Below are 25,008 nucleotides of genomic sequence, written 5' to 3'. Positions count from 1 at the left end.
CATGGTTTTAAACATCAGAATTAAATATGAAAGGATATAATGGACTAGGTTGTATAGATTATATAACTATGGAGTTTCTTGAGAGTTTTGAATACTTCATTTGGAGGAATAAAAGTGAAATATATAACTAAGATAAAAGAGATAAATAAGGATTCCATTATTTTTGAGAAAGTCGATAACTTTATTGTAAAAAATGTTTTTCTAACAGATCAGGAAGACAACGAGAAGCTATCAGTTAGTTTTTTGGATACTGAAAATTTACTAGCTATAGAATTGTCAGGAGAATTATTAGCTTCTTCACTTGCTTCATTATTCGTTAATGGTGAAGAATTGACGGTTGTAAACGACTTTTACGGCTTAATTAATATTGACAATTCCAAAACTTTAATTGTTAAAGCCAAAAATAAAAGGTTGCAGTTAAAATTGGAAGATTCATATCTAGATAAAAATCAGATGTTAGACGGTCAGTCGAATAGAATTATCACAGGAACTATAAATATAGGTGAGCCTACATACTTAAATAGAGAACTTATTATATATGTGAATAGATATAACTTGCCGGAAGAATTTGAGGTTTGCTTAACTAATGATAATCATACGATGGAATATTTGAACTTCTATTACAAAAATGAATCATTAACAATTGATTTAGACTCATTAACCTTGGATAAAACCAGTGAAGGGGAATGGTATTTTTGTATAAAGAGCGAAATTAATTCTAATACCCTTTTAGAATATCTTGGGAGCGAAAGTGAATCAAATAGCGCTGATGGTTTTATCAAACATATAAAAACACTAGTTGTAAATAATAATAAATATTGTTATGGACTTTATATTAACCACAGTAAGTTAATGTATTGTCAATTATCTGAAGATAAGTATTTTAATGTGGCTCATTTATCTAAAGGAGAGAATATTCTTATAAACGAGATTGAATTCAATGATAACATGTTGAGTTTTTCATTAATCAATCAACCAATTACAGAAAGTACCCTATTTAGAATATTACTTGTTTCCCGTAAAACTAATGAACAAATAGAAAGAGTTACAACTGTTAGTGATAATTATATCCAATGCTCGTTTAATAGTCTTGAAAGTGGGGAATTAAATAATTTAATTAATGGTAGATGGGATATTTATGGTCAATTAATCTCAGAGGAAGGTACTTTATACGGTAGAATGGAGGAGTATGATGATGTATTAGGTAAGGAGAAGATACATTATCAAACTTTGAATAATGGAGAGGCAATACTTATATATCGTACTGAATACAATAACCTTTCCTTAGTCAAGGGAAGAGAACATAATGTTTTTAGGGAGAAAAATAAAATTACAACAAAGATGACAGAATTTCAAAAGAAAAAAAATGAAGGATACATTTTTTCTTTTGAAATTAAATCTGAAAGTGAATTAAAAATACAAAGTATACATTTAAAACTTCGCTCAAATGATAATGCTAAAAACATTAGTATTGATGATTTTACAGTTGCAAATATTGAAGAGAATAGATATGGAATAAGTTGTAGGTATTATGTTGATTGGACTCAAGACTTTTTTCCATTATATTGGGATCTGTATGTGTTGTGTAAAGATGAAAGTAAAACACAGGGATTGATTAAAGTAAACAAGGCTACTAAAGACTTGTTATCTAAAGTCAATCAAGATTATTTTAAAAATGCAATAAAATCAAAAGATAAAAAAATGATGTATCCCTATGTAACACTTGGCAAAGACATAGCTATTATGATGAGAGAGAGAGAAGGTTATGAAAATCATTGGAACAAACTGAAAGAAAAGCTAGCTTTCGCTATTTATATTTTTCTCAAACCTTTTTATTTTAGAAACAAGGATATTTGGATTGGATTTGAGAAATTTTCCAGCACAGCTCAGGATAATGGTTACGCCTTTTTCTCTTTCGTTGATAAAAATAATCTGCATGATGACTTTTACTTTGTTATTAATAAAAACTCACCTGACTATAAAAGGGTTGCCAAACAAAGCAGTAATATAATCAAATTCATGTCATTTAAATATTTCTTATATTTATTTGCTGCAAAGCTTTTGGTTTCTTCTGAAACAAAGAGGCACGTGTATAATCTACGAGTAAGAGCGGGCTTGGTTGCAAGAGCCATTGATAGGAAGAAAAGTGTCTTTCTACAGCATGGTGTTACTGCACTTAAAAAATCTAACGTCTTTAAGAAAGCTAAAGGAAGAGGTAACTTTGATTTAGTAGTTGCAACCTCTGAAATGGAAAAGGAAATTATAAATCAGAACTGGAAATATTCTAATGATGAAATTATTGTAACTGGTTTTGCTAGATGGGATAAATTAACAGACAAATCGAAGGAAAGAAAAAAGAAAAAGATTTTTGTTATGCCGACTTGGAGAACATGGATGGAAGACATGCCAAAAGAGGAATTCAAAAAGTCCGATTATTATTCAAATTATGTTTCTCTTCTAACATCAAAGGAGATTAATAATATTTTAATTGATAATAATTTAGAACTTGTTTTCTTTCTCCATCCGAAATTTAAACAATATATAACAGAATTTAATATACAAAATAACAATATAACTATTAGAGAATTTTTGGATATAAAGGTTAATGAAGAAATTATGGAATCTTCGCTTATGATAAGCGATTACTCTTCAGTAACTTGGGATATGTTCTTTTTGAATAAACCTGTGATTTTCTTTCAATTTGATTATGAAAAATATGATCAATATGAAGGAAGTTACTTGGATATGGCTACTGAGATTTTTGGCGATCGCGTGATGAATATTGATGAATTAGCAAAAGAGTTGAAAAACTATGTGGAAAATGATTTTTCAATCAAGCCTGAATTTCAAGTTTTACGCGAGGAATATTTCAAGTATATTGATCACGATAACTCAAAAAGGATTTTCGATTCGATAAAAAGAATGAAATAGGGTGAAGATATGCATTTGGAAATTAAGAATAACCGATTAATTGTATCAACTAAATTAAAGAAAATGCTAAGTAAGATAGTAATCAATAATTTTAGCATTAACTATTCTTTCCAGAAGAGACATTTTGGGGAAGAACTAGTTTTTGAACCAGAAGAGATTTTCCCTAGTAATACCTTTATTGAAATAAAATTCTATGATGAACACGATCATCTTCTGGATATAGACCTTAAAAAGAATGGGATATTTCCATTCTCATATACTGTGGATCAGGCTGGAGTATTGGTTAAAATATATAATAAAATCTTATTGAAATTTGTTGATACTAATTGTGTGTTCAATAATAAGAATGGTTATGAATTATCAAAACCTAAACATTTTAGACTGGATGAAAAGCAATCTATTCAGCTAGGGGAAAGCAAAAATATAGCTAACAATCATTTACATAATTTATTAGCTATTGCTATTCAAAAAGAAATTAAAATAGTTCATTTGATACCAATAGTTATTGAAGATGGTTGCTTATTTTTCCCTAATGAATATCTAACAGGGCTATTTGATTTAGAGTTGGTAATAGTTCGAAATAATAATATATTTAAGTTTGCATCGATTGATGTACCAAAGGTAATCAAAGAAGTTGCTTTAGAGAAATTAAGCTATAATATTGAGAAAATCAGTGATACAAGTTTTTCCCTTCATTTTAGCTCCGAGATAGATACTATAAAAAAAGCCTATATAATTACTGATGACTGTTTATTTTCTGGATCTATCGATAAAGATAAATTTATGATTGTATTTAATGATATTAAAATAGGTAATGTAAAGAAAGTAAAGTTAGTTATGCAAGTAGATTATAAAGTTCTGACAGATGATCTAAGAGAAAAAAGTAAAATGTATGAATTAGGAATTTTGCTCGATTATGTTGATTTAAGAAAATATAAGATTTCAAAAGAGATTGTAAAAAATGCACAAAAGTTAAATGTAACAAATATTAGCATTGATAAAACGGTACTATCCTTTGATTTGATAGATAGTTCAGAGTATGATCTGAACTTAAATCCTTTACTACTGTTGCAAGAAAGAAAAACGAATAATATTTATTATATTAGTGGAAACAGAAGATATAATACGCTTTATTTTAACTTTAGAAACTTTCTGGACCAAACTGACAGTAAAGGTGTGAAAAGATGGAACTTATTTTTGCTTTATGATGCTAACGGTTTAGTAAGTTATCAGTTAGGATGCTTTGATGCTGATTTTAATGAAAAACCTAATAAGTTCTTTAATATCTTCAAACAGGAATTTGAAAATAATTCTACATATAATCATAGGTCTAGAATATATCTTGCTGCAAAAAATGAGCTATCTTTAGTGAAAAATAATTTATCAAACTTAATTAGAGAGCAATATTCAATTAAGACAGAAATAGATAAGTTTTCAATGAAAAAAAATGTAGTTAGATTAAGAATAAACCTTCAAACGCCATACAGTGAATATTTGAATATAGGTGATGTTCACTTAATTTACAGAAATAAGGATAAGCTTGATGATAGAAAATATACGGTAGAAAAAGTTCAAAAGTATAATAAAGGTATATATATATATTGTACAGTTGACCTATTAGAAAAAGGCTTTTATCCGTTGTATTGGGATGTTTACATAGGATTAATTAAAAATAGTAAGGAATATTATGTAAAGGTTTCTAAGGTTTCACAAGAAGTTTACCACGATGTTGATAACACAATTTCTAAGTATCAATTTAAAGTTAATAATGAAGAAATTATATATCCTTATATCACATTATCTAAAGATTTATCTTTCACCTATAGAAAAAAAGAATATTTTGAGAACAGATATTACTTATTTAAAGAGAATATTGCTTTTTATGTGGCAATGCTCTTTAGAAAACATTTATCTAAAAAGGACATATGGATAGCTTTTGAGAAGCTTGCTATGTCGGCACATGATAGTGGATATTATTTCTTTGATTATGTTTATAAGAATAATAAACATGATAATTTTTACTATGTAATAAGAAAAGACTCCCCAGAGATAGTTAATCTGGAGGATAAAAAAGATAGAATAATTTACTTCATGTCATTTAAATACTTTGTTTATATGTTTGCAGCTAAACTTCTTATCTCTTCAGACACTAAAAGAAATAGTTATAACTTGAAGTTAAAGAAAAGTAAACTAGCAAAAGCTTTAACAGATAAAAAACTTGTTTATTTACAGCATGGAGTAAATGGCTTGAAAGTAGTCCGTGATTTTTATAAGGATAGAGGTGTGTTTGATTTAGTCATAGCTCCCTCTGAATATGAACGGAAGATGATTATCAATTATTGGGGTTATGATAGGTCAGAGGTTGTAACGACAGGATTAGCCAGATGGGATGGTTTAGAGGATAAATCTGATCAAATCAACTATAAGCAAATATTCCTAATGCCCACTTGGAGAACATGGATGGACGGTATGACGCGGCAACAATTCATCGAGAGTGAATACTATAAAAAATATAATGAATTCTTGTCTTCTGAAAAACTTCATAAATTGTTGGAAGAGAATAATATAAAGATAAAATTCTTCCTTCATCCAAAATTTAAAGATTATATTGACTTATTTACTATCAATTCAAATCATATTGAAAAGTTTGGTTTTCTTGAAGTCCCTTTGGATGAAATGATTATGAAAAGTTCCTTAATGATATCTGATTATTCAAGTGTTATTTGGGAGATGTTTTATTTGAAAAAACCATGCGTGTTTTTCCATTTTGATCGGGATAAGTATTTAGAATATGAAGGAACATACATGGATCTTGATAAAGATTTATTCGGAGATGTCGCTTTCGACACTGTAAATTTAATAAACATAGTCGAATCATATATTAATAACGACTTTCGGGAAAAAGAGGAATTTGGAAACCTTAGAAACACTTATTTTACTTATATGGACCATAATAATTCAGAAAGAATTTATGACGCTATTCAGGAGAATAAGAAAAACTTATATCAAAAATCTAAGAAAAAAAGGATAAAGTTAAGTCATATAATACCATTCAAATGGAGAAGAAAAATTCTTAATTTCAAGGATAGACTAATTAGTTAGCCAGTTATTAAAATAAAGATCTGGGTGGATTTCGAAATAATAAATAATTGGTTTCCAAAATTATCAAAGTAAGCAAACTGTGTATAACTATTTTTCTTAGTTGTTCCTCTTTAATCGAATTTCTTATTAAATTTAACTGTTCTGATTCCCCAAGCACTTTTTGTCTTTTTACAAAGGAGAAGTTAAACCATGATATCACGTAAAAAAAGAAATTTATTTTACCTAGCCAACTCGTTTAGTGAAAAATTTGGAGGTCGAACTCAAGCTACCTTTTATAGAGCAGAAATGCTTAAAAACAATGCTAAAAACTCATTCATTATGACGTTTAATTATAAGCTTAATTATGGCCAAATAATTAAGAATATAAGAGAACACAGAAATATATCGCCACAAATTACATTTTTAAATATATTTGAATTCTATGCGGATGAAGATCTTTATTCAATCAAAGATACGATAGCAAAGGTATTTTTTAAGAAGAGGGAAGAATATAGGTATAAATATATTGAATCTAAAAATGCATACAAGGTTTATAACCAGTCTCATCAAATATGCTATATTCAGCTTGCAAATGACAATACCATAAATTATATTGATTATTTTGATGAAAAGCTAAGAAAAATTAGACGTGAAACATACGATGCCTACGGGAATAAGAGAAAAGAGTCATTTTATGATATGAGAAAAAATAAGGTTATAAAAACAAACTTTCTAACCAAAAATGAGAGAATCTTTCTGAGTATTGATTATGATATAGAGTCAGGAAAAGGAAATAACTGTTTGATTTTTGATAAGAGTGGAAAAGTTAAATATATATTTGATAGTGAAACTGCTATGAGAGAATTTTGGTTAGCTAAACTTAATGAAAAATATAAGAATGCGATTTTTTTCTGTGAAGATCGTGAACTAGATGAGTTGCTTGCGAAAAATAGATATACGGATAAGATAAAATCAATTCCAGTAATACATAGCAGTCATTTGAGAAAACCTTATACATTCGGCTCTCGAATTAATGAGTATAATGGGAGATTATTAAGTAAAATTGACAGGCATTCAGCAGTTGTAGTACTGACTAATGAACAACTAAAGCATATTAACAATCAGATTGGTATTTTTGATAATCTGTATCAGATACCTCATTCTGTAAATCTAAAAAAGAATAATAATAATTTGACAAGAGATAATAATAAGATTGTAGTTATATCGAGATTTGTGGAGATAAAACGTATCATAGATATTTTAAAGGCTTTCTTAATTGTTTCTAAAGTTTATCCAGAAGCAAAGCTAGAATTATGGGGGACAGGTGAAGAAAAGAGAATGTACCAGGAATTTATTGATGAAAACAATCTGAATCAATCTGTTAAAATTATGGGGTATACTAGTAAACCACATGAGGTGTTTCATTCAGCTGGATTCTCTGTGATTACTTCAAAATATGAGGGATTTGGAATGACTATATTAGAAAGTCTGTCAAACGGTACCCCTGTTATCGCCTATGATTTTAACTATGGACCTAGAGAATTAATAAATAATGGTTTGAATGGCTTTGTTGTACCGAATGGAGACATAGAAAGTCTTGCTGACAAAATGGAATATTTAGTAAAAAATAAAGAGATTCTAAATTCATTCTCTAAACAAGCTCAACAAGATGTGAAGAAGTTTGATATCGAATTGATTAAAAGTAAATGGGTTTCTCTTATTGAAGATGTGGAGAAAGCTTCAAATTTCAAACCAAAAAAGTTATATAAAAGAATATTATTATCTGAATTAATCAAAGTGAATGCAAGCTTAAGGAATGAAAATGATATCGTTCAAGTAGAGTTTAATATTCATAATACGGTGTCAGTAGGTGAGTCGAACGAAAGATATTATGTGTACATCGAGAATTATTTTGATCTAGATAAACTTGATAATCGATATGTTGTAGCAGAAAAGGTAGAGTCAACTTTATATAATGAAGTAATTATTGCTAAATTTGATTTTGATGTAGAAACTTATAATGAATTAAAAAAAGACAATAAAATAAAATTGAAACTAGGTATTTCTAGTGGAAGGAATTTCAGCTTTGTTGATGTAAATCATCCTGATAGAATCTTCCAGTAAATTGTCTCATAGAAATCATATAAAAAAACTGAGAAGACGCTGTTTTGGTGGATTCTTGGTTTTTTTATTGTATTTTTTACTTCTGTACATCTAAAAATCAAGTCTTTGTAAACAAAAGAACTTTTTTGTCGTAATTTGTATTTAAAAACTCGTTTTTTTTAGTATAATAGTTAAATAGGAAAATAGAACCTTATTTAAAAAACTATTTATCTATTATATTAAAAGGAGGAGAAAGGAGATATAAATGAAAAAGGTTGGAATATTAATAATTGTTTTTGTTTTATTTTTAGCTCCCAATGTAAGCGTAGCGGCTACAGGTAAAGACTTCGTAGAAAAGACTACCGTTGAGGGGGATGAAACAAAGGAAAGCAATATAGAAGAGAGTAATAGTCAATTGGAAGATAATAATACTGTTATTACGGAGTCAGATGAACAGGAAAATAATAAACCACAAAATATTCATGATGATTCTGATACCGATACCGAAGTAACAGATGTAGAAGAGCAAGAAACTGATGATGTAAACAGTTCTACAGAGTATAAGGGGATAACAGAAGAAGGAGTAAAAACAGAAGTAGAAAATGAAGAGACAGATGAAAAAAAGGAATTGAATGAAGAGTCAGATCCAGTAGAAGAAGTTGATAAATCGAAAAAAACTGAAGACGAGATTTATGAAGAAAAACAGGATGTTGATGAAGTGTATAAGGACTCCTCTAATGAAGATGAGCAGCGGAATGTTACGATATTATCAACTATAAATGAGTCATCAACTAGTAAACTAGGGCACCTTAATAATAGTGATGTTTTAATTTATCAAGATATAGGTGATGAATCGTCTACTAAGGCTGGGAAAAATTATATAGGAGCAGTTTACTATATAAAAAAACAAGCAGAAATGGATGGTCAAGTTTATTATCTGATAAGTGAACAGGCAAGTAGTGAAAGAGGAGTAATCGGATGGGTGAAAGCTGAAGACTTATCAACCCATGACCACAAAGGCGTTGACACCAAATCTAAAACCTTTTATATCAAAGGAACAGGGAATGCCTATAGTAAGGCATGGGGTGGAAGTGAAGATCATGTGTTTGATTTGTCAAATTATAAAGGTAAACAGTTTAATGTCCATAAAACCGAAAAAGTAGGCAAAAATACGTGGTATAGAGGAGACTTTGAAGGAGAAAGAGTGTTCATACATTCTGCATATTTGACTAATGAAACTGCTAACCAAATAGAGGAACGTAAGATTAGCAAATTAGGACATTTGAAGAATAATGATGTTGTTATTTACCAAGAGATAGGTAATGAATCGTCCATTAGATCTGCCAAGGATTACATTAATTTTGTATATTATATAAAAAAACAAGCAGAAGTTGACGGTCAAATTTATTATCTGATAAGTGAACAGGCAAGTAGTGAAAGAGGAGTAATCGGATGGGTGAAAGCTGAAGACTTATCAACCCATGATCACAAAGGCGTCGACACCAAATCTAAAACCTTTTATATCAAAGGAACAGGAAATGCTTATAGTAAGGCGTGGGGTGGAAGTGAAGATCATGTGTTTGATTTGTCAAATCATGAAGGTAAACAGTTTAACGTCCATAAAACCGAAAGAGTAGGCAAAAATACGTGGTATAGAGGAGACTTTGAAGGAGAAAGAGTGTTCATACATTCTGCGTATTTAACTACTGAAATTGGAAGTAGCACCAGTAAGTTAGGACAGCTAAAAAGTAGCAATGTTCTAATTTATAAAGAAATTGGAGATGCAACATCTTCTGTTCCAGCCAATGATTATACTGAAGCAGTATATTACATCAAAAAGCAAGCGGAAACTTCTGAACAAGTTTATTATTTGATAAGTGAAAAAGCAAGTAGTGAAAGAGGAGTAATCGGTTGGGTAAAAGCAGAAGATATATCCACTCATAATCATGTAGGTATTGATACCAAGTCAAAAACCTTTATTGTTAAAGGAACAGGAAATGCCTATAGTAAAGCGTGGGGCGGGAGTAAGGATTTAGTATATGACCTATCTAAATATGAAGAATCGGAATTTAAAGTTAACAAAACCGAAAGAGTAGGAAATAATACTTGGTATAGAGGTGACCTAGATGGGGAAAGAGTCTTTATCCATTCTGCTTATCTTGAAGTGAAATCAGCGAGTAATACCAGTAAATTAGGACATCTTAAAAGTTCAGATGTATTAATTTATCAAAGCATCATTGATGAATATAGTGCTGACAAGCCAAGTTCTGAACATATGAATAAAGTATATTATATTAAAAAGCAAGCTGAATATGAAAAACAACTTTACTATTTAATTAGTAATCAAGCTAGTAGTGAAAGAGGAATAGTAGGTTGGGTAAAAGCAGAGGATCTATCTACTCATGATCATGTAGGAGTAGATTCTAAATCAAAAACCCTATACATCAAGGGAACAGGAAACGCCTATAGAAAAGCATGGGGCGGAAATAAGGATTTAGTTTACGACCTTTTTGCATATGAAGGACTTGAATTTCAAGTTAACAAAACTGAAAAAGTAGGTAACAATACATGGTACAGAGGAATACTTGATGGTGAAGAAGTATTTATTCATACTGCTTATCTAACAACAAAATCTGAAAATAGTACTAGTAAACTAGCACACTTTAATAACAGTAATGTTATTATCTATGAAAGTATCGGTAATATAGACACATCAGAAAAAGCAGGAAGTAAATACATGGATAGTGTCTATTATATTAAGAAACAAGCTAAAGTAAACAATCAAGTTTATTACTTAGTTAGTGATCAACCAAGTAGCAGAAATGGAATAATCGGTTGGGTGAAAGCCGAGGATCTATCCATTCATAATCATGTTGGAGTAGATACGAACTCAAAAGTATTTTACACGATTGGCACTGGTAATGCTTATGATAGAGCGTGGGGTGGGAAGGAGAATCTAGTTTATAACCTTTCTGAACATGCTGAAGAGAGATTCCAAGTAAACAAAACAGAAAAAGTTGGAAATAACACTTGGTACCGTGGAATTCTTAATAACAAAGAAGTATGGATACATGAAGCTTATCTAGATACTTCAACTATCAGTTATCAAAATTTTGATATATCATTAGAAGAGGCTCTAGATATCCAAATGAATCAATTACAGCAAACGGATAAATATAGAAACGAAACTGCATATATCCATAGTGATAAAGTTGAAATCACTAGAACAGATAAAATAACGGGTGATGGAGTTAATTTAAGAACTGCGCCTAATTTTAATAATAATGTTAAATACAATGTAGGTATTGGTACAGCAATAAAAATTCTTGATGAAGTAACCGGGGCTGAACATAAAGGAAGTACTAAATGGTATAAATTATCTTATAAAGATTCAACTTTATATGTCCATACTTCACTTGCCCAAAAAGGTGCTAAAAGTTTTAAGACAACTGATAATATTGAAGTAAGAGCTAAGAATAGCAAATCTGCTCATGTATATGGAGTACTTTCAGAAGGATCGACTGTAAACGTAGTGGATGAAAAAGGAGAATGGTATGAAATAACCTATACCACCTGGAGAAATCCAACCCGCGATGACGTACGTTATTATATGAATCCAGATAACAATGATATATTCCAGCATCTAGTTCTGTCAGAAAGTATAGGAGTGAATGCTAATTCTTTAAATACTCTTCTTAACGGAAAAGGCATTCTTAATAAAAGAGGCCAAGAATTCATTGATGCGGCTGTGACTCATAAAGTTAATGAAATCTATCTGATTTCTCATGCTTTACATGAAACAGGAAATGGAACATCTAGTCTTGCAACAGGTATAGAAGTTGGGTTAAATAAATCAGGTGATCCTGTACTAGTTACTTCCAAAAATAGAAATAGCTTAACGGACATTGAAACTGTCCATAACATGTATGGTATTGATGCGGTTGATGGAGATGCACATCGTGGAGGAGCAATACGAGCATACGAAGAGGAATGGTTTACACCGAAAGATGCAATAATCGGTGGTGCAAAATTTATTGGAGAGGATTATATCCATAATTCATACAATCAGGATACCTTGTATAAGATGCGTTGGAACCCTGCAAGTCCAGGATATCCTCAATATGCAACAGATATTGCATGGGCTACTAAGCAAATCGCAAATATCAAGACTATGTATGAGATGATCGATAATCCACTATTAAAATTCAATGTTATTCAATATAGATAATAAAAGTATTTTATAAAGAACTTTAGTATCTTAGTTACTAAAATCTCCATGTAACTAAGATGCTATTTTTTTACTGCATAGATTGATAATATCATAGGGGGAGAAGATGAAGAATTTAGTTTTATATATTAGTATTATAAGTTGTTTATTAATATTTAGCCCTGTAATTAGTTTTGGTGACGAAATTAGTGACTCAAACAAAAATGACCTAAATGAATTTGGTATTGAAGTTGGTACCGAAGTTTATGGTGAGGATATTAGTGAACTTTCGGAAGAACAGTTACAGTACATACCGAAAGGCTGGAGAGATGGCGAGTTTGAGTCTGAACACCTATCTTCAGATGAAGTTAAGTCATCTATTTATATAAGGTCTATTTATCCAGATGTAAATAATTATATTAGAAACCTCAATGTCTCAAAAGTTCGTTATGAATACAAGGATTTTTTTACAAAATTCACTTATCGTAATGGATATGGCGCGATAGAAGGTGTTGTTGCACATGAAACAGCTAACGATAATTCAAATATAACGCAAGAAATTAGCTATATGTCGAGAAATCATGAAAATGCCTTCGTTCATGCATTTGTTGATCATGAAAATATTATAGAAATACATCCTTTGAATTATGGTGCTTGGGGTGCAGGAAGAATTGCAAACCAACGTTTTGTTCACGTAGAGTTGGTGAGAGTAAATAATTTTGATCAATTTGCTAGATCTATAAACAACTATGCAGATTACATTGCGGATATTTTATACACCTATAATCTAGGAGTGAATAGTGCGGAGCGCGATGGAAAAGGAACTTTATGGTCACACAAAGCAGTAAGTATACACTTAGGTAAAACAAATCACGTAGATCCGCATGGTTATTTTGCGAGATATGGTTATAATTGGAACGAATTCTTAGAGTTGGTGAATGATAGACACAATAAAATAGTTAGCAGCAGAAAAGCAAATACTAGTAAAGTTGGACATCTGAAATCGAGCGATGCATTAATTTATAATAATCCAGTTAACTTAAGTAATTCGTCTAAAGCAGGTTCTTCAAACACAGATGAAGTTTTTTATATAAAAGCTGAAGCCACAATTAATGGTAAGGTGTATTACTTATTAAGTAGGAAACCTAATACAAAGAATGGAGTCTTAGGATGGGCTAAAGCAGAAGATTTAAGGATTCATAATCACGTCGGTATAGATACAGAGTCAAAAAGTTTCATAGTAAATGGAAATGGCAAGGCATTTAACAAAGTATGGGGTGGAGATGACAATATTGTTTATCATGACCTTTCTAAGTATAAGTATAAGGATTTTAAAATAAATAAGACGGAAAAAGTAGGAAATAATATCTGGTACCGAGGGGTATTACAGGGGAGAACGGTGTGGATACACGAAAACTTTGTTGAAACTCAAAAAGAACAAAAGACTAGTAAGCTTGGACATATAAAAAATAAAGATGTAAAAATCTATGAATCAATAGGGAATGAAAACTCTGCAAATTTAGCTGGAGAAAAAAGAAGTAATAAAGTTTATTATATAAAAAAACAAGCAAAAATTGGAAGTGAGAGTTTTTATTTAATTAGCGAACAACCAAGCAGTAAAAATGGAGTAATTGGCTGGGTGAAGGCGAAAGATTTATCCACACATGTTCATAAAGGAGTAGATACTAAATCAAAAACTCTCCACATTAAAGGGACAGGAAATGCCTATAGTAAAGCCTGGGGAGGAGACGATGATTTAGTTTATAACTTGTCTGAACATGCAGGAAAGGAATTAAAAGTAAATAAAACAGAAAGCGTAGGGAAGAACACATGGTATCGAGGATATTTGGATGGAGAACAAGTATTTATTCATTCAAGCTATGTAGCTGTTAAAACAGAAAGTGGCACCAGCCAACTAGGACATATTAATAATAGTGATGTATTGATTTATCAAAATATTGGTGACAAGTCGTCAGCAATAAATGCGGAGGAGTATATGAATGCCGTATACTACATTAAAAAGCAAGCCAAACTCGATAATCAAACCTACTATTTACTTAGCGAGCAGCCAAGCAGTAAAAATGGAGTAATTGGCTGGGTGAAGGCGAAAGATTTATCCACACATGTTCATAAAGGGGTAGATACTAAATCAAAAACTCTCCACATTAAAGGGACAGGGAAAGCCTATACTAAAGCCTGGGGAGGAGATGAAGATTTAGTCTATAATTTGTCAGAACATGCAGGAAAGGAATTAAAAGTAAATAAAACGGAAAGCGTAGGAAAGAACACGTGGTATCGAGGATATTTGGATGGAGAACAAGTATTTATTCATTCAAGTTATGTAGCTGTTAAAACAGAAAGTGGCACCAGTAAATTAGGGCACATTAAACATAGTGATGTATTAATTTATCAAAATATCGGTGATAAGACAACAGCTAAATCTGCAAATGAGTATTTGAACGCTGTGTACTACATTAAAAAGCAAACCAAACTCGACAATCAAATATATTACTTAATAAGTAAACAACCAAGTAGTGAAAGAGGAATAATTGGCTGGGTGAGAGAAGAGGATTTATCTACCCATAATCATAAAGGTGTAGATACTAAATCAAAAATATTTCACACCAAAGGTACAGGAGAGGCCTATAGTAAAGCCTGGGGAGGTAGTAAAGATTTAGTTTATGATTTGTCTGAGTATGCAGGAAAAAAACTTAAAGTTAATAAGACGGAAACTGTAGGAAAAAATACTTGGTATCGAGGATATTTGGAGGGTAAGCAAGTATTTATTCATTCTAGTTATTTGGAATAAATTAAATAAAATTGAATAAATCAGAATTACAAGAGTACATCAAATATGCTATTATTATATTTGATGTACTCTTTTGTTGTTTTCTGAAGAATATTATCGAAAAAAACTCGACTTAAAGTATTTATAAAAAATATATAATTGATTATAATAAACAAAAGATTTATGGCTGAAATATTAGTAGTATTTAGGAGGATTATTATGCCTGAAATAAAAAAGGCTATTATACCAGCAGCTGGGTTAGGAACAAGATTTTTGCCAGCTACTAAAGCGATGCCTAAAGAAATGTTACCAATTGTAGATAGACCTACTATCGAATATATAGTAGAAGAAGCGGTAAAATCGGGGATTGAAGATATTATCATTGTGACTGGAAAAGGGAAAAGAGCGATAGAAGATCATTTTGACTATTCATTTGAATTACAAGAAAATCTTCTTCGTAAAGAAAAATTTGAACTACTAGATAGAGTAAAGAAATCCGCAAAGGTAGACATACATTATATTAGACAGAAAGAACCAAAAGGTTTAGGTCATGCCATTTGGTGTGCCAGAAAATTTATTGGAGAAGAGCCTTTTGCTGTATTGTTGGGTGATGATATCATAAGGAATGATGAGCCTGGATTATTGCAATTAATAAAGGAGCATGAAATTACCAGTTCATCTATTGTCGCCGTAAAACAAGTGCCATTTGATGAAACGCATAGATATGGTGTAATTGATTACCATGAGCACGTAGGTAGAAGATTTTTGGTGAAAGATTTTGTGGAAAAGCCAAAAGAAGGAACAGCGCCTTCTAACATGGCAATCATAGGAAGGTATATTTTGACACCTGAAATATTTGACTTTTTAGGTGAACAAAGTCCCGGTGCTGGTGGAGAAATTCAACTTACAGATGCTATACAAGAATTAAATAGAATCCAAAAAGTTTATGCGTATGATATTGAAGGTAAGAGATATGATGTTGGGGAGAAACTTGGATTTATTGAAACTACCTTAGAAATTGCTTTATCTAGAGAAGATTTGCGTGAACCGTTAATTAACTACTTGAAAGAGTTAAACGAGAAATTAAATAATAAATCTCTAATTCAAAAAAAATAAAAGATAAAAAAACGAAAAGATCTTATAATCTTTTCGTTTATATTTTGCTATTGAAAGGAATACGATTATGAACTTAGATAGCATAAGAAAAAAAATGAAATTATTTATTGATAAAACATTAAAAAGATTATATAAAGTAAGTTTTAAAACACTAGGTAATCTACCTCCTAAAAAGAAAACAGTTGTTTTTGAGAGTTTTTTAGGCAAACAATATAGTGATAGTCCAAGAGCAATTTTTGAATATATGCAACAATATTATCCTGATTATAAAATGTATTGGAGTATTGACAGGAGATATATCGATTCTTTTCAAGATGGAAATCTGAATAAAGTAAAAAGGCTATCTTTAAAGTGGTTATTTTTAATGGCAAGAGCTGAGTTTTGGGTATCTAATAGCCGACTACCATTGTGGATACCGAAACCGATTCATACAACCTATGTCCAAACATGGCATGGAACACCTTTAAAGAAGTTAGCAGCAGATATGAATGAAGTTCATATGCCTGGAACTAATACAGAGAAGTATAAAAAGAATTTTATAAAGGAAGCAAGTAAGTGGGATTATCTAGTTTCACCAAACGCATATTCGACTAAAATTTTTAAGAGAGCTTTTCATTTTGAAAAAAAAATAATTGAATCGGGCTATCCTAGAAATGACTTCATAATTAACAATAACAATCAAGAAACAATAGAAAATATAAAAAAACAATCTGAATTACCATTAGATAAGAAAATCATTCTTTATGCACCTACTTGGAGAGATAATCAATTTTATGCTAAGGGTAAGTATAAATTTGAATTGCAAATGGATTTGGATAGAATGAAGCAAGAACTTGGAGATGACTATATCATCTTATTACGTTTACATTACCTTGTTGCAGAAAATTTAAATTTAAGTGGATATGAAGATTTTGTTTATGATTTCTCTCATCATGTTGATATAAGAGAACTTTATTTGATTTCAGATATATTAATTACTGATTATTCATCGGTTTTCTTTGATTATGCTAACTTAAAAAGGCCAATTATGTTTTTTGTTTATGATATAGAAGACTATAGGGATAATCTAAGAGGTTTCTATTTTGATTTTGAAAAGAAAGCACCTGGACCTCTTCTGAAAACCACTAAAGAAATAATAAATAAAATTAAGGAAATTGACGAAAGAGGCTTTATTCCATCTGATAAAACTGAAGCCTTTTATAAAAAATTTTGTTATTTAGAGGATGGTCAAGCAAGTAAACGAGTAGTAGAAGAAGTGTTTGCCGAAAGTTGAATCAAAATCATCATCATAATTATAGATATACCTGTTTTATTCTTGTATTACTGTTATTTGTATAATATGAGATTGTGGTATAATAATAATTCATATATAGAGTTGAAAGGACACACTTATGAAATCTGCAATAACTGTATTGAAAGAGCAAATAAACCATTTTTACTTAATTCGCAGGCTATCTCTATATGAATTAAAGAGTAAAAACAAAAATAATTACTTAGGAATTGCCTGGGAGATTTTAAACCCATCTATACAAATACTTATTTATTGGTTTGTATTTGGAACCCTTCGTGACAGAGAACCAGTCTCAGTTGGAGGTGCCGAAGTTCCGTTCTTTTATTGGCTTTTAGCTGCGTTTTTCCTATGGATATTTTTCTATCAGTCCACTATTCAAGGGTCTAAATCTATCTATTCTAGATTGCGTATGCTTTCAAAAATGAATTTTCCAATGAGCATTATTCCTAGTTATGTAATATTTTCACAGTTTTATGTACATTTATTTATGTTAACAATTACAATCATTATTTTTCAATTTGCAGGCTACTACATTAATATTTATTACTTACAGCTCATTTATTTTATTTTAGCTGGGCTGTGTTTAATTTTCTCTATATCGTTAATAACTTCGACATTATCAACAATTATTAGAGACGTGCATATGTTTTTAAATTCTACACTTAGAATGCTGTTGTATCTATCCGGGGTATTATGGCCTGTTACATTGCTTGTCGATTTCCCCGCAATCATGAATTTAATGAAGTTAAATCCACTTTATTATATTATTGAAGGCTATAGAACATCATTCTTTGGTTCTGAATGGTATTTTATCACACACTGGGAATATACTCTGATATTTTGGGGAGTAGTATTAGTATTGTTTTTGATTGGTGCTGCAATGCATGTCAAATTTAGAAGACATTTTATTGATTATCTATAAGGGTTTGTGATAAAAATGGAAAAAGCAATTATAGCAAAGAACATTTCAAAGAAATATAAATTGTATAGTGGAACAAAAGAGCGATTATTGGATTTAGTCACACCAAAAAGTTATGGTGAAGATTTTTATGCACTTGCAAATGTTAGTTTTGAAGCAGAGATAGGGGATATTATTGGGTTTATAGGAATTAATGGATCAGGAAAATCTACGTTATCGAATATAGTGGCCGGAATCGTTCCTGAAACTTCTGGAAGTGTTCAGGTTAATGGGCAATCTGCGCTTATTGCGGTTTCAGCAGGTTTAAAAAATGATTTAACTGGTAGAGATAATATTGAGTTAAAGTTGTTAATGCTTGGTTTTAGTAAAGACAAAATTAAAGAACTGGAACCTAGCATTATTGAATTTGCAGAGCTTGAAAAGTTCATTGATCAGCCTGTTAAGTCTTATTCAAGTGGGATGAAATCCCGACTTGGTTTTGCGATATCAGTTAATGTTGACCCTGACATTCTTATTATTGATGAAGCATTATCGGTTGGGGATAAAGCATTTGCGGATAAAAGTTTAAAAAAGATGAAAGAATTCAAACAAAGAGGGAAAACAATGATCTTTGTAAGTCACTCTATTGGACAAATGAAAGAGTTTTGTGAGAAAATTTTATGGTTAGAGTATGGAATGGTAAAAGATTTTGGATTAGTTGAGGAAGTCATTCCAAAGTATGAATTATTCTTAAAAGAATGGAAAAATATGTCCTCTAAGGAACGAAAGGCTTATAGAGATGCCGGTATAAAGCGTCAGAAAGAGGCCTTGGCCCAGTTAACATAGGATTATAAAATAGGAGACGTATATATGAAAAAAATATGCATATTACTAGTAGCTATATTAATGATAAATACCTTTCCTGCTGGTGTTTATGGTGAGAGTTTTGGCCCTAGTGAATGGAATCAATATCGGATGATTAGTGATAAGAATGCGGTATATAATAATGGTTCTGAACCATTGAATTCACAAGTATATCAAACTGCCGATGAAGTAAGGTCAACCCCAGTCGTAGTAGGGAACAAATTATTTGTAGGAAATCATAACTCTGGTGATTTATTTGCGTTTGATGTAGTTACTGGTGAAGAACTATGGAGAAATAAAGCTCCTAACTGGATTCACTCTGAAATGATATATCAAGATGACATAGTTTATGTAGGCTTTGGTAATCGTTTTTTTCAAGACAATGGAATTCGTGGAACTGGAGAAAGTGGCCTTTTAGCACTTGATGCTGATTCAGGTGATATTCTCTGGAAGTACAATACTGATGGAGAAGTGATGCCAACCCCTGCTTATTACGACGGAGCAGTCTACATTGCAACTGGGGATAGACATTTATATAAACTCGATTCTAAGACCGGTGATCTGTTGCATAAAGAAGAATTAGGATCTACTACTAGTATGTCTTCACCTAATATTAATGATGATACACTATTTGTAGGTGGGAGTGGTCCGTTACCATATACTTTTTCTGCGTATGATTTGTTGCAGGATGACTTAGCATGGCAAACGGAATTTCCTAAAGTGATAGCAGGGTTAGACGACGTACCACCAGCTGTATCAGAAGATATTGTCGTAACTACTGCTTTAGAAGGGGAACGGGATACTCCTGAACATTTTATGTATGCTTTAGATAAGGAATCAGGCGATATTATTTGGAAAGTAAGTCTAGGAATCGGAGAGATGGTTAGTAATAATAAATCTGGTGCTCCTATGATATATGAAGGGAAGATATATGTAGGTAGTCCAATTACGAAAACCTTCTATGCTTATGACTTGGAAACTGGTGATAAATTATGGGAATTTGAAAACGAGGTTATGAAAGCCCCACCTGTAGCTCAAGATGGTGTTGTATACTTTTCTAACACGAAAGGCTTTGTATACGCACTAAATTCAGAAACAGGAGAGAAATTGGGAGAGGTAGAGTTAGAAGGTAAATTAGCTCCAGCTGGTCCAATAATAATAAATGATACTTTATTTGTTGGCAGTCAGGATACAAATGTATATGCCGTTCCATTGTCAGATTTTGGAATATCGAAAAACTTCATTAATTCATCTGATAAAGAAGCTACTAATGGAATAAACTATGTCCTACTTGCAATAGTAGCGGTGATTGTTATTATTTTAGGTTTCTTCCTATATAGAAAAAGGAAAAATATCTAAGCTAAAGGCTATTCTGTAATTGCAGAATAGCCTTTTAGCTTAGATTTAGAAGAAAATTATAGCAATGTATTCAAGTGCGAAAATAGCTTTCTTCACCCCACAGCAAATACCCCAGGATTATTAGAAAACACACCATCAACCCCATAATCCAGAAGCGCTTCATAATGCTCAACAGAATTCACAGTATATGGATAAACCTTAAATCCATATGCCTTACAATACTCGATAAATAAACGATCTGTATACACTTGATTCGGATGAATACTGGTGATGTTTAATCCACTATTTTGGGCGTACTTCCATGGCTCTAAGATACGATAATAAAACAACATACCTAAGGGGATGTCGGAATTCAATTCTTGCACTTTTTTTAATGCCGTATGATCAAATGATGAAATAAGGATATTTTCTAGGCGGTTATTCTCTGAAAGGCAATCTAATAATATTTTCTCTATTCCTTCATAGATGACTGGAATGTTTTTAATTTCAATATTAAGAAGGATATATTCTGGACATATATTCAGAACTTCTTGCAGCGTTGGCAATGTAACTCCTTTATATTCACCACTAAAGGAGGAACCTACATCGATGTTTTTGATTTCTTTTAATGTAAAATCCTGTATTTTCCCCTTCACATCTGGGTTCAAGCGTCTGAATGTGTGATCATGACAAACGATGAGTTGTTTATCCTTGGTAAGTTGAACATCTAATTCGATGGCATTAGCACCTTGTTCCATGGCCTTTTGGAAGGCGGGGATTGTATTCTCAGGGGCTTCCGTTAAGGAACCGCGATGAGCGAAGTTTAAAACCAAATCAAATCATCTCCCTAATGGTTAAATTTAGAAATTGCATAACATATCGCATTTATTTCTTATACCAATTTGTGAATATTTTACATGTTTTTCTAAAAGCAGGGAAGCTTAAATAATGCAAACGGTGACTTTCTATTTAAATATCTATAAATTTCCATTTTATCATGGTGATTTATATAGAATAGAGATATAATTTAGTGAGGATACGTGAATAGGACGACCCTTAATAAAAAGAGGTGGGGTAGTTTTGCTGAAAATTATACTACTGGCGATGCTATGTTTCGTCATGTCAATATTAATTACACCAGTAATCATAAAATTAGCTAAAAAATTTAATATTACGGACAAGCCAAATAATCGAAAGATGCATAGTAATCCAATCCCTACACTTGGCGGCTTAGTGATTTTTATTAGTTTTTTATTTGGTTTACTAATTCTTCAGCCACACGAGCAATATCATCTTTCCATTGTAGTTGGAGCATTTGTCATCGTTGCTCTAGGGGTTTTGGATGATCGATTTGACTTATCACCTAGAATAAAGTTTCTAACGCAATTAGTTGTTGCATCGCTAGTTGTGTTTTGGGGTGGTCTGGACATTGACTTTATTAACTTGCCGTTTGGCGGAGAAATCAACTTTGGCTTACTAAGCCCGATTATTACGATATTGTGGATAACTGGGATTACCAATGCAATTAACTTGATTGATGGATTAGATGGGTTAGCGGCTGGAGTATCGACTATTGCTCTAATCACCATTGCGGGTATGGCAATTATTATGGGTGATGTATATGTAACAACCATAGCAGTCATTTTATTCTTTAGTACACTTGGTTTCTTACGGTATAATTTTCATCCAGCGAAGATTTTTATGGGGGATACCGGAGCATTATTTTTAGGTTATATGATCTCTGTACTAGCCTTACTTGGATTTAAAAATGTAACCTTTATTTCTTTTGTTATACCGATTTTTATTCTGGGAGTGCCCATATCAGACACGTTAATTGCCATGGTTCGGAGATTTATTAATAAACAGCCGATATCAAAGCCTGATAGTTCCCACTTGCATCATCGATTATTAAAGAGTGGATTTACGCATAAGCAAACGGTATTGGTTATCTATGCATTAAGTGCGATGTTCAGTTTAGCAGCCATATTATTTTCGATGACAACAATTTGGGGATCCATTCTTATCTTTCTAATTGCCCTATTCGTGTTACAGATACTTATTGAAAATCTGGAATTAATAAATAGTCAATATAAACCATTAACGAACTTATACAGAGCAATGAAGCAAAAACCATAAAGAAAAGAGCTGCTTGTCGCAGCTCTTTTTTAGTATGTTATTTCTTCACTTGTTGTTTCAGTTGGTTGACTTGCAGTGGTTGTTTCAATTAGATCAAGATGTTCTTGCAGTGCTTGTTTTGTTTCTCCTAGGACCATTTCATCTAATTTCCAGTAGTACGTTCCACTTGGCTGGTAATCAGTACCTTCGAGTGTGATGGTTTGGAAATCTAAGTTCTTTCCAGAGGTGCCATAAGAGACAAAACTTTTCATTTCACTGAATGTCATATTAGTTGTCATGTTGCTTCCTACAGCTTCAATGACATCATCCATATTTAATATGGAATTAACAGATACGGACTTTTGAACAACCGCTTTAATAATTTCTTGCTGGCGTTTTCCTCGTTCGATATCATTATCTAACTTTCTGGTCCGTGCTAATGCCAGTGCTTCTTCCCCATCTAATTCCTGTTCCCCAGGTAGAAGATGAATGGCTCTTGCTTTATCTTTAGAGTTCTGTTCATACAATTCATATGGTACTTCTACATTAATTCCTCCAATAGCATCCACAACATCAATAAATGCTTCGAAGTTCAATTTAACATAATAATCAATTGGTATTTCCAATAAGTTCTCAACTGTATCAATGGTAGCTTTTGTTCCACCATAAGCATGAGCATGGTTAATTTTCGTTTCGTATCCTACCTCTGGAATATATACTAAGGAGTCACGTGGGATACTTACTAATTTTACGCTGTTATCAATTTTATTTAAAGTTGCTACCATCAAGGTATCTGTTCTGGAACTTTCTGCATTGTTTCTGACGTTACTTGCATCAACACCCATTATTAATACGGAAACATTATCCTCAGTTGGATCAACAATCGTTTCACGTAAATCAGATTTTTCTCTTCCATCATCTTCATAAGAATCGGTTAATACGGAGTCTGCTTTGATATATAAATACGATGCGTAAGATAATACAGCTAAAAAGGCAATAACGATAGGTAATATGATAAAGTATACACGTTTACGGATTTTACGCTTTTTTGTTTTTACTAAACGTGTCGTTTCTTTATTATTGCGTTTAGACATTTAATAAGCCCCTTTAATAAAGATAGGATTTTTAAAAATAAAATACAAAAGGTTACACTATATTTTACTATGAATCTATAAACTCGTAAATGCTTTTTTGACAAAATCAGCTATTTTCCGTAGCTTTCAAAAATTTCCTTATGAAGGAAGTATTTACTAGTATAAAAAGGTCTATCATCAATAATAATATGTTAATACGGTAAAAAAAGTACACTCAATTAAGGGTGAATGAAGATGATGCATCTTACAATAATTATCCCTCATTATAATTCTGTGGAATCTTTGGAGAAATTATTAAACAGCATTCCTACAAGTGAAGGAATAGAAATAATTGTCATTGACGATAAAAGCACGCAAGGATTAGATAAATGGAATGAGCTATTAATTGACTTCAGAAACGGGCAGACTATCTTTATGAGGAATGAAACAAATAAAAAAGGAGCTGGGGTCTGCAGAAATATTGGGCTAGAGAAAGCTAGGGGAGAATGGATTCTTTTTGCTGATTCCGATGATTATTTTGTATCGAGTTTTTATGAAAAAATTAAACCTTTTTTAAACTCTGATTACGATGTGATCTTTTTTAGACCTGATAGTATCGATATAGAAACAGGGAAAAGTTCAGACAGACACCTTTTCTATGAAAATCTAGTGGTGAATTATTTGTATAATCCTGATATAAAGACCGAAGCACCTCTAAGGTACTTTTATAGTGTCCCATGGTCGAAATTAATTAAAAGAAGTTTTCTGCAAAGCAATCGAATTAATTTTGATGAAGTAATGGCCTCCAATGATGTAATGTTTTCTACAAAAGTAGGTTATTATATGAACCATTTTTATGTATCAAATGATGTGATTTACTGTGTGACAAAAAGTAACGATAGTTTAACTGCTAAAAAAAGTGAGAAGATGTTCAACACAAGGTTAGGTGTGTTTATCAATCATTGTCGTTTTTTGCAAGATAATTTAACCAAAAAAGAATTAGAAGTACTAAATATAAATGGACGCATGATGATTATTCTAGCATGGAAATATAATTTAGGTATTCATAAAGCTTTTTCCGTATATCGGCAATTAAGGAACAACCACATAAAGGTTTTTGAATGGAGACTGATGAACCCAATTTTAATTTTCCTGAGGAGCTATTCTTTTATTCAAGCGTTTGTGAAAAAATCTTTAAATTAA

Annotated in this window: 13 protein-coding genes and 1 pseudogene; 12 read left to right on the top strand and 2 right to left on the bottom strand. The window is 31.5% G+C overall.

Annotation, left to right across the window (positions count from 1 at the left end):
* The first annotated feature begins 114 nt into the window (after nucleotides 1-114).
* The 10 genes and pseudogenes from D8M06_RS08020 (at nucleotide 115) to D8M06_RS07975 (ending at nucleotide 20,638) form a co-directional block, all read left to right on the top strand.
* Nucleotides 115-2,931, top strand: a complete 2,817-nt coding sequence (locus D8M06_RS08020) for a CDP-glycerol glycerophosphotransferase family protein (protein WP_121203878.1) — start codon at nucleotides 115-117, stop codon at nucleotides 2,929-2,931.
* A gap of 15 nt (nucleotides 2,932-2,946) precedes the next feature.
* Nucleotides 2,947-6,033 carry a CDP-glycerol glycerophosphotransferase family protein gene (locus D8M06_RS08015; protein WP_158591761.1) on the top strand — a complete coding sequence of 1,029 codons (3,087 nt, stop codon included), beginning with the start codon at nucleotides 2,947-2,949 and terminating at the stop codon, nucleotides 6,031-6,033.
* 189 nt (nucleotides 6,034-6,222) lie between these two features.
* Nucleotides 6,223-8,136 (top strand): glycosyltransferase, encoded by a 1,914-nt coding sequence (locus D8M06_RS08010; protein WP_121203876.1) that lies wholly within the window; start codon nucleotides 6,223-6,225, stop codon nucleotides 8,134-8,136.
* Nucleotides 8,137-8,380: 244 nt separating this feature from the next.
* Nucleotides 8,381-12,343, top strand: coding sequence for an N-acetylglucosaminidase (locus tag D8M06_RS08005; protein ID WP_121203875.1), 3,963 nt, complete (start codon nucleotides 8,381-8,383; stop codon nucleotides 12,341-12,343).
* A 106-nt stretch (nucleotides 12,344-12,449) separates the two neighbouring features.
* A complete protein-coding gene (locus tag D8M06_RS08000) occupies nucleotides 12,450-15,131 on the top strand; it encodes a peptidoglycan recognition protein family protein (protein ID WP_121203874.1) in 2,682 nt (893 codons plus the stop codon).
* A 198-nt stretch (nucleotides 15,132-15,329) separates the two neighbouring features.
* Complete coding sequence (galU, locus tag D8M06_RS07995; protein ID WP_121203873.1) at nucleotides 15,330-16,226, top strand: UTP--glucose-1-phosphate uridylyltransferase GalU; 897 nt, start codon at nucleotides 15,330-15,332, stop codon at nucleotides 16,224-16,226.
* An 85-nt stretch (nucleotides 16,227-16,311) separates the two neighbouring features.
* Nucleotides 16,312-17,499 (top strand): annotated as a pseudogene (locus D8M06_RS07990) (CDP-glycerol glycerophosphotransferase family protein); the annotation flags it as partial.
* 118 nt (nucleotides 17,500-17,617) lie between these two features.
* A complete protein-coding gene (locus D8M06_RS07985) occupies nucleotides 17,618-18,439 on the top strand; it encodes an ABC transporter permease (RefSeq protein WP_121203872.1) in 822 nt (273 codons plus the stop codon).
* A gap of 15 nt (nucleotides 18,440-18,454) precedes the next feature.
* On the top strand, nucleotides 18,455-19,261 hold the full coding sequence (gene tagH / locus D8M06_RS07980) for a teichoic acids export ABC transporter ATP-binding subunit TagH (protein WP_121203871.1): 807 nt from the start codon (nucleotides 18,455-18,457) through the stop codon (nucleotides 19,259-19,261).
* 24 nt (nucleotides 19,262-19,285) lie between these two features.
* On the top strand, nucleotides 19,286-20,638 hold the full coding sequence (locus D8M06_RS07975; RefSeq protein ID WP_121203870.1) for an outer membrane protein assembly factor BamB family protein: 1,353 nt from the start codon (nucleotides 19,286-19,288) through the stop codon (nucleotides 20,636-20,638).
* Nucleotides 20,639-20,730: 92 nt separating this feature from the next.
* Here D8M06_RS07975 and D8M06_RS07970 read toward each other — a convergent pair whose 3' ends face one another.
* Nucleotides 20,731-21,450, bottom strand: coding sequence for a glycerophosphodiester phosphodiesterase (locus D8M06_RS07970; protein ID WP_121203869.1), 720 nt, complete (start codon nucleotides 21,448-21,450; stop codon nucleotides 20,731-20,733).
* A gap of 271 nt (nucleotides 21,451-21,721) precedes the next feature.
* Here D8M06_RS07970 and D8M06_RS07965 point away from each other — a divergent pair, with 271 nt between their 5' ends.
* The gene (locus D8M06_RS07965) at nucleotides 21,722-22,753 is read left to right on the top strand and encodes a glycosyltransferase family 4 protein (RefSeq protein ID WP_121203954.1); all 1,032 of its coding nucleotides are present in this window, start codon (nucleotides 21,722-21,724) and stop codon (nucleotides 22,751-22,753) included.
* A gap of 29 nt (nucleotides 22,754-22,782) precedes the next feature.
* On the opposite strand, the gene D8M06_RS07960 is transcribed toward D8M06_RS07965, so the two are convergent.
* Nucleotides 22,783-23,826, bottom strand: coding sequence for an LCP family protein (locus D8M06_RS07960; RefSeq protein WP_121203868.1), 1,044 nt, complete (start codon nucleotides 23,824-23,826; stop codon nucleotides 22,783-22,785).
* 234 nt (nucleotides 23,827-24,060) lie between these two features.
* Between D8M06_RS07960 and D8M06_RS07955 the strand changes: the two genes are divergently transcribed.
* The gene (locus D8M06_RS07955) at nucleotides 24,061-25,008 is read left to right on the top strand and encodes a glycosyltransferase family 2 protein (RefSeq protein WP_158591760.1); all 948 of its coding nucleotides are present in this window, start codon (nucleotides 24,061-24,063) and stop codon (nucleotides 25,006-25,008) included.

This window comes from Oceanobacillus halophilus (genome assembly GCF_003628505.1).
Taxonomy (GTDB): Bacteria; Bacillota; Bacilli; order Bacillales; family Amphibacillaceae; genus Oceanobacillus; species Oceanobacillus halophilus.
Note: the sequence above shows the minus strand (reverse complement) of the source record. Positions and strands in the feature narration are given on the sequence as shown.

Coding starts and splice junctions, on each gene's coding strand:
- D8M06_RS08005 (WP_121203875.1), top strand. CDS start 8,381: ATGAAAAAGGTTGGAATATTAATAATTGTTTTTGTTTTATTTTTAGCT.
- galU (WP_121203873.1), top strand. CDS start 15,330: ATGCCTGAAATAAAAAAGGCTATTATACCAGCAGCTGGGTTAGGAACA.
- D8M06_RS07975 (WP_121203870.1), top strand. CDS start 19,286: ATGAAAAAAATATGCATATTACTAGTAGCTATATTAATGATAAATACC.
- D8M06_RS07955 (WP_158591760.1), top strand. CDS start 24,061: ATGATGCATCTTACAATAATTATCCCTCATTATAATTCTGTGGAATCT.
- D8M06_RS07960 (WP_121203868.1), bottom strand. CDS start 23,826: ATGTCTAAACGCAATAATAAAGAAACGACACGTTTAGTAAAAACAAAA.
- D8M06_RS07985 (WP_121203872.1), top strand. CDS start 17,618: ATGAAATCTGCAATAACTGTATTGAAAGAGCAAATAAACCATTTTTAC.
- D8M06_RS08000 (WP_121203874.1), top strand. CDS start 12,450: ATGAAGAATTTAGTTTTATATATTAGTATTATAAGTTGTTTATTAATA.
- D8M06_RS08010 (WP_121203876.1), top strand. CDS start 6,223: ATGATATCACGTAAAAAAAGAAATTTATTTTACCTAGCCAACTCGTTT.
- tagH (WP_121203871.1), top strand. CDS start 18,455: ATGGAAAAAGCAATTATAGCAAAGAACATTTCAAAGAAATATAAATTG.
- D8M06_RS07965 (WP_121203954.1), top strand. CDS start 21,722: ATGCTATGTTTCGTCATGTCAATATTAATTACACCAGTAATCATAAAA.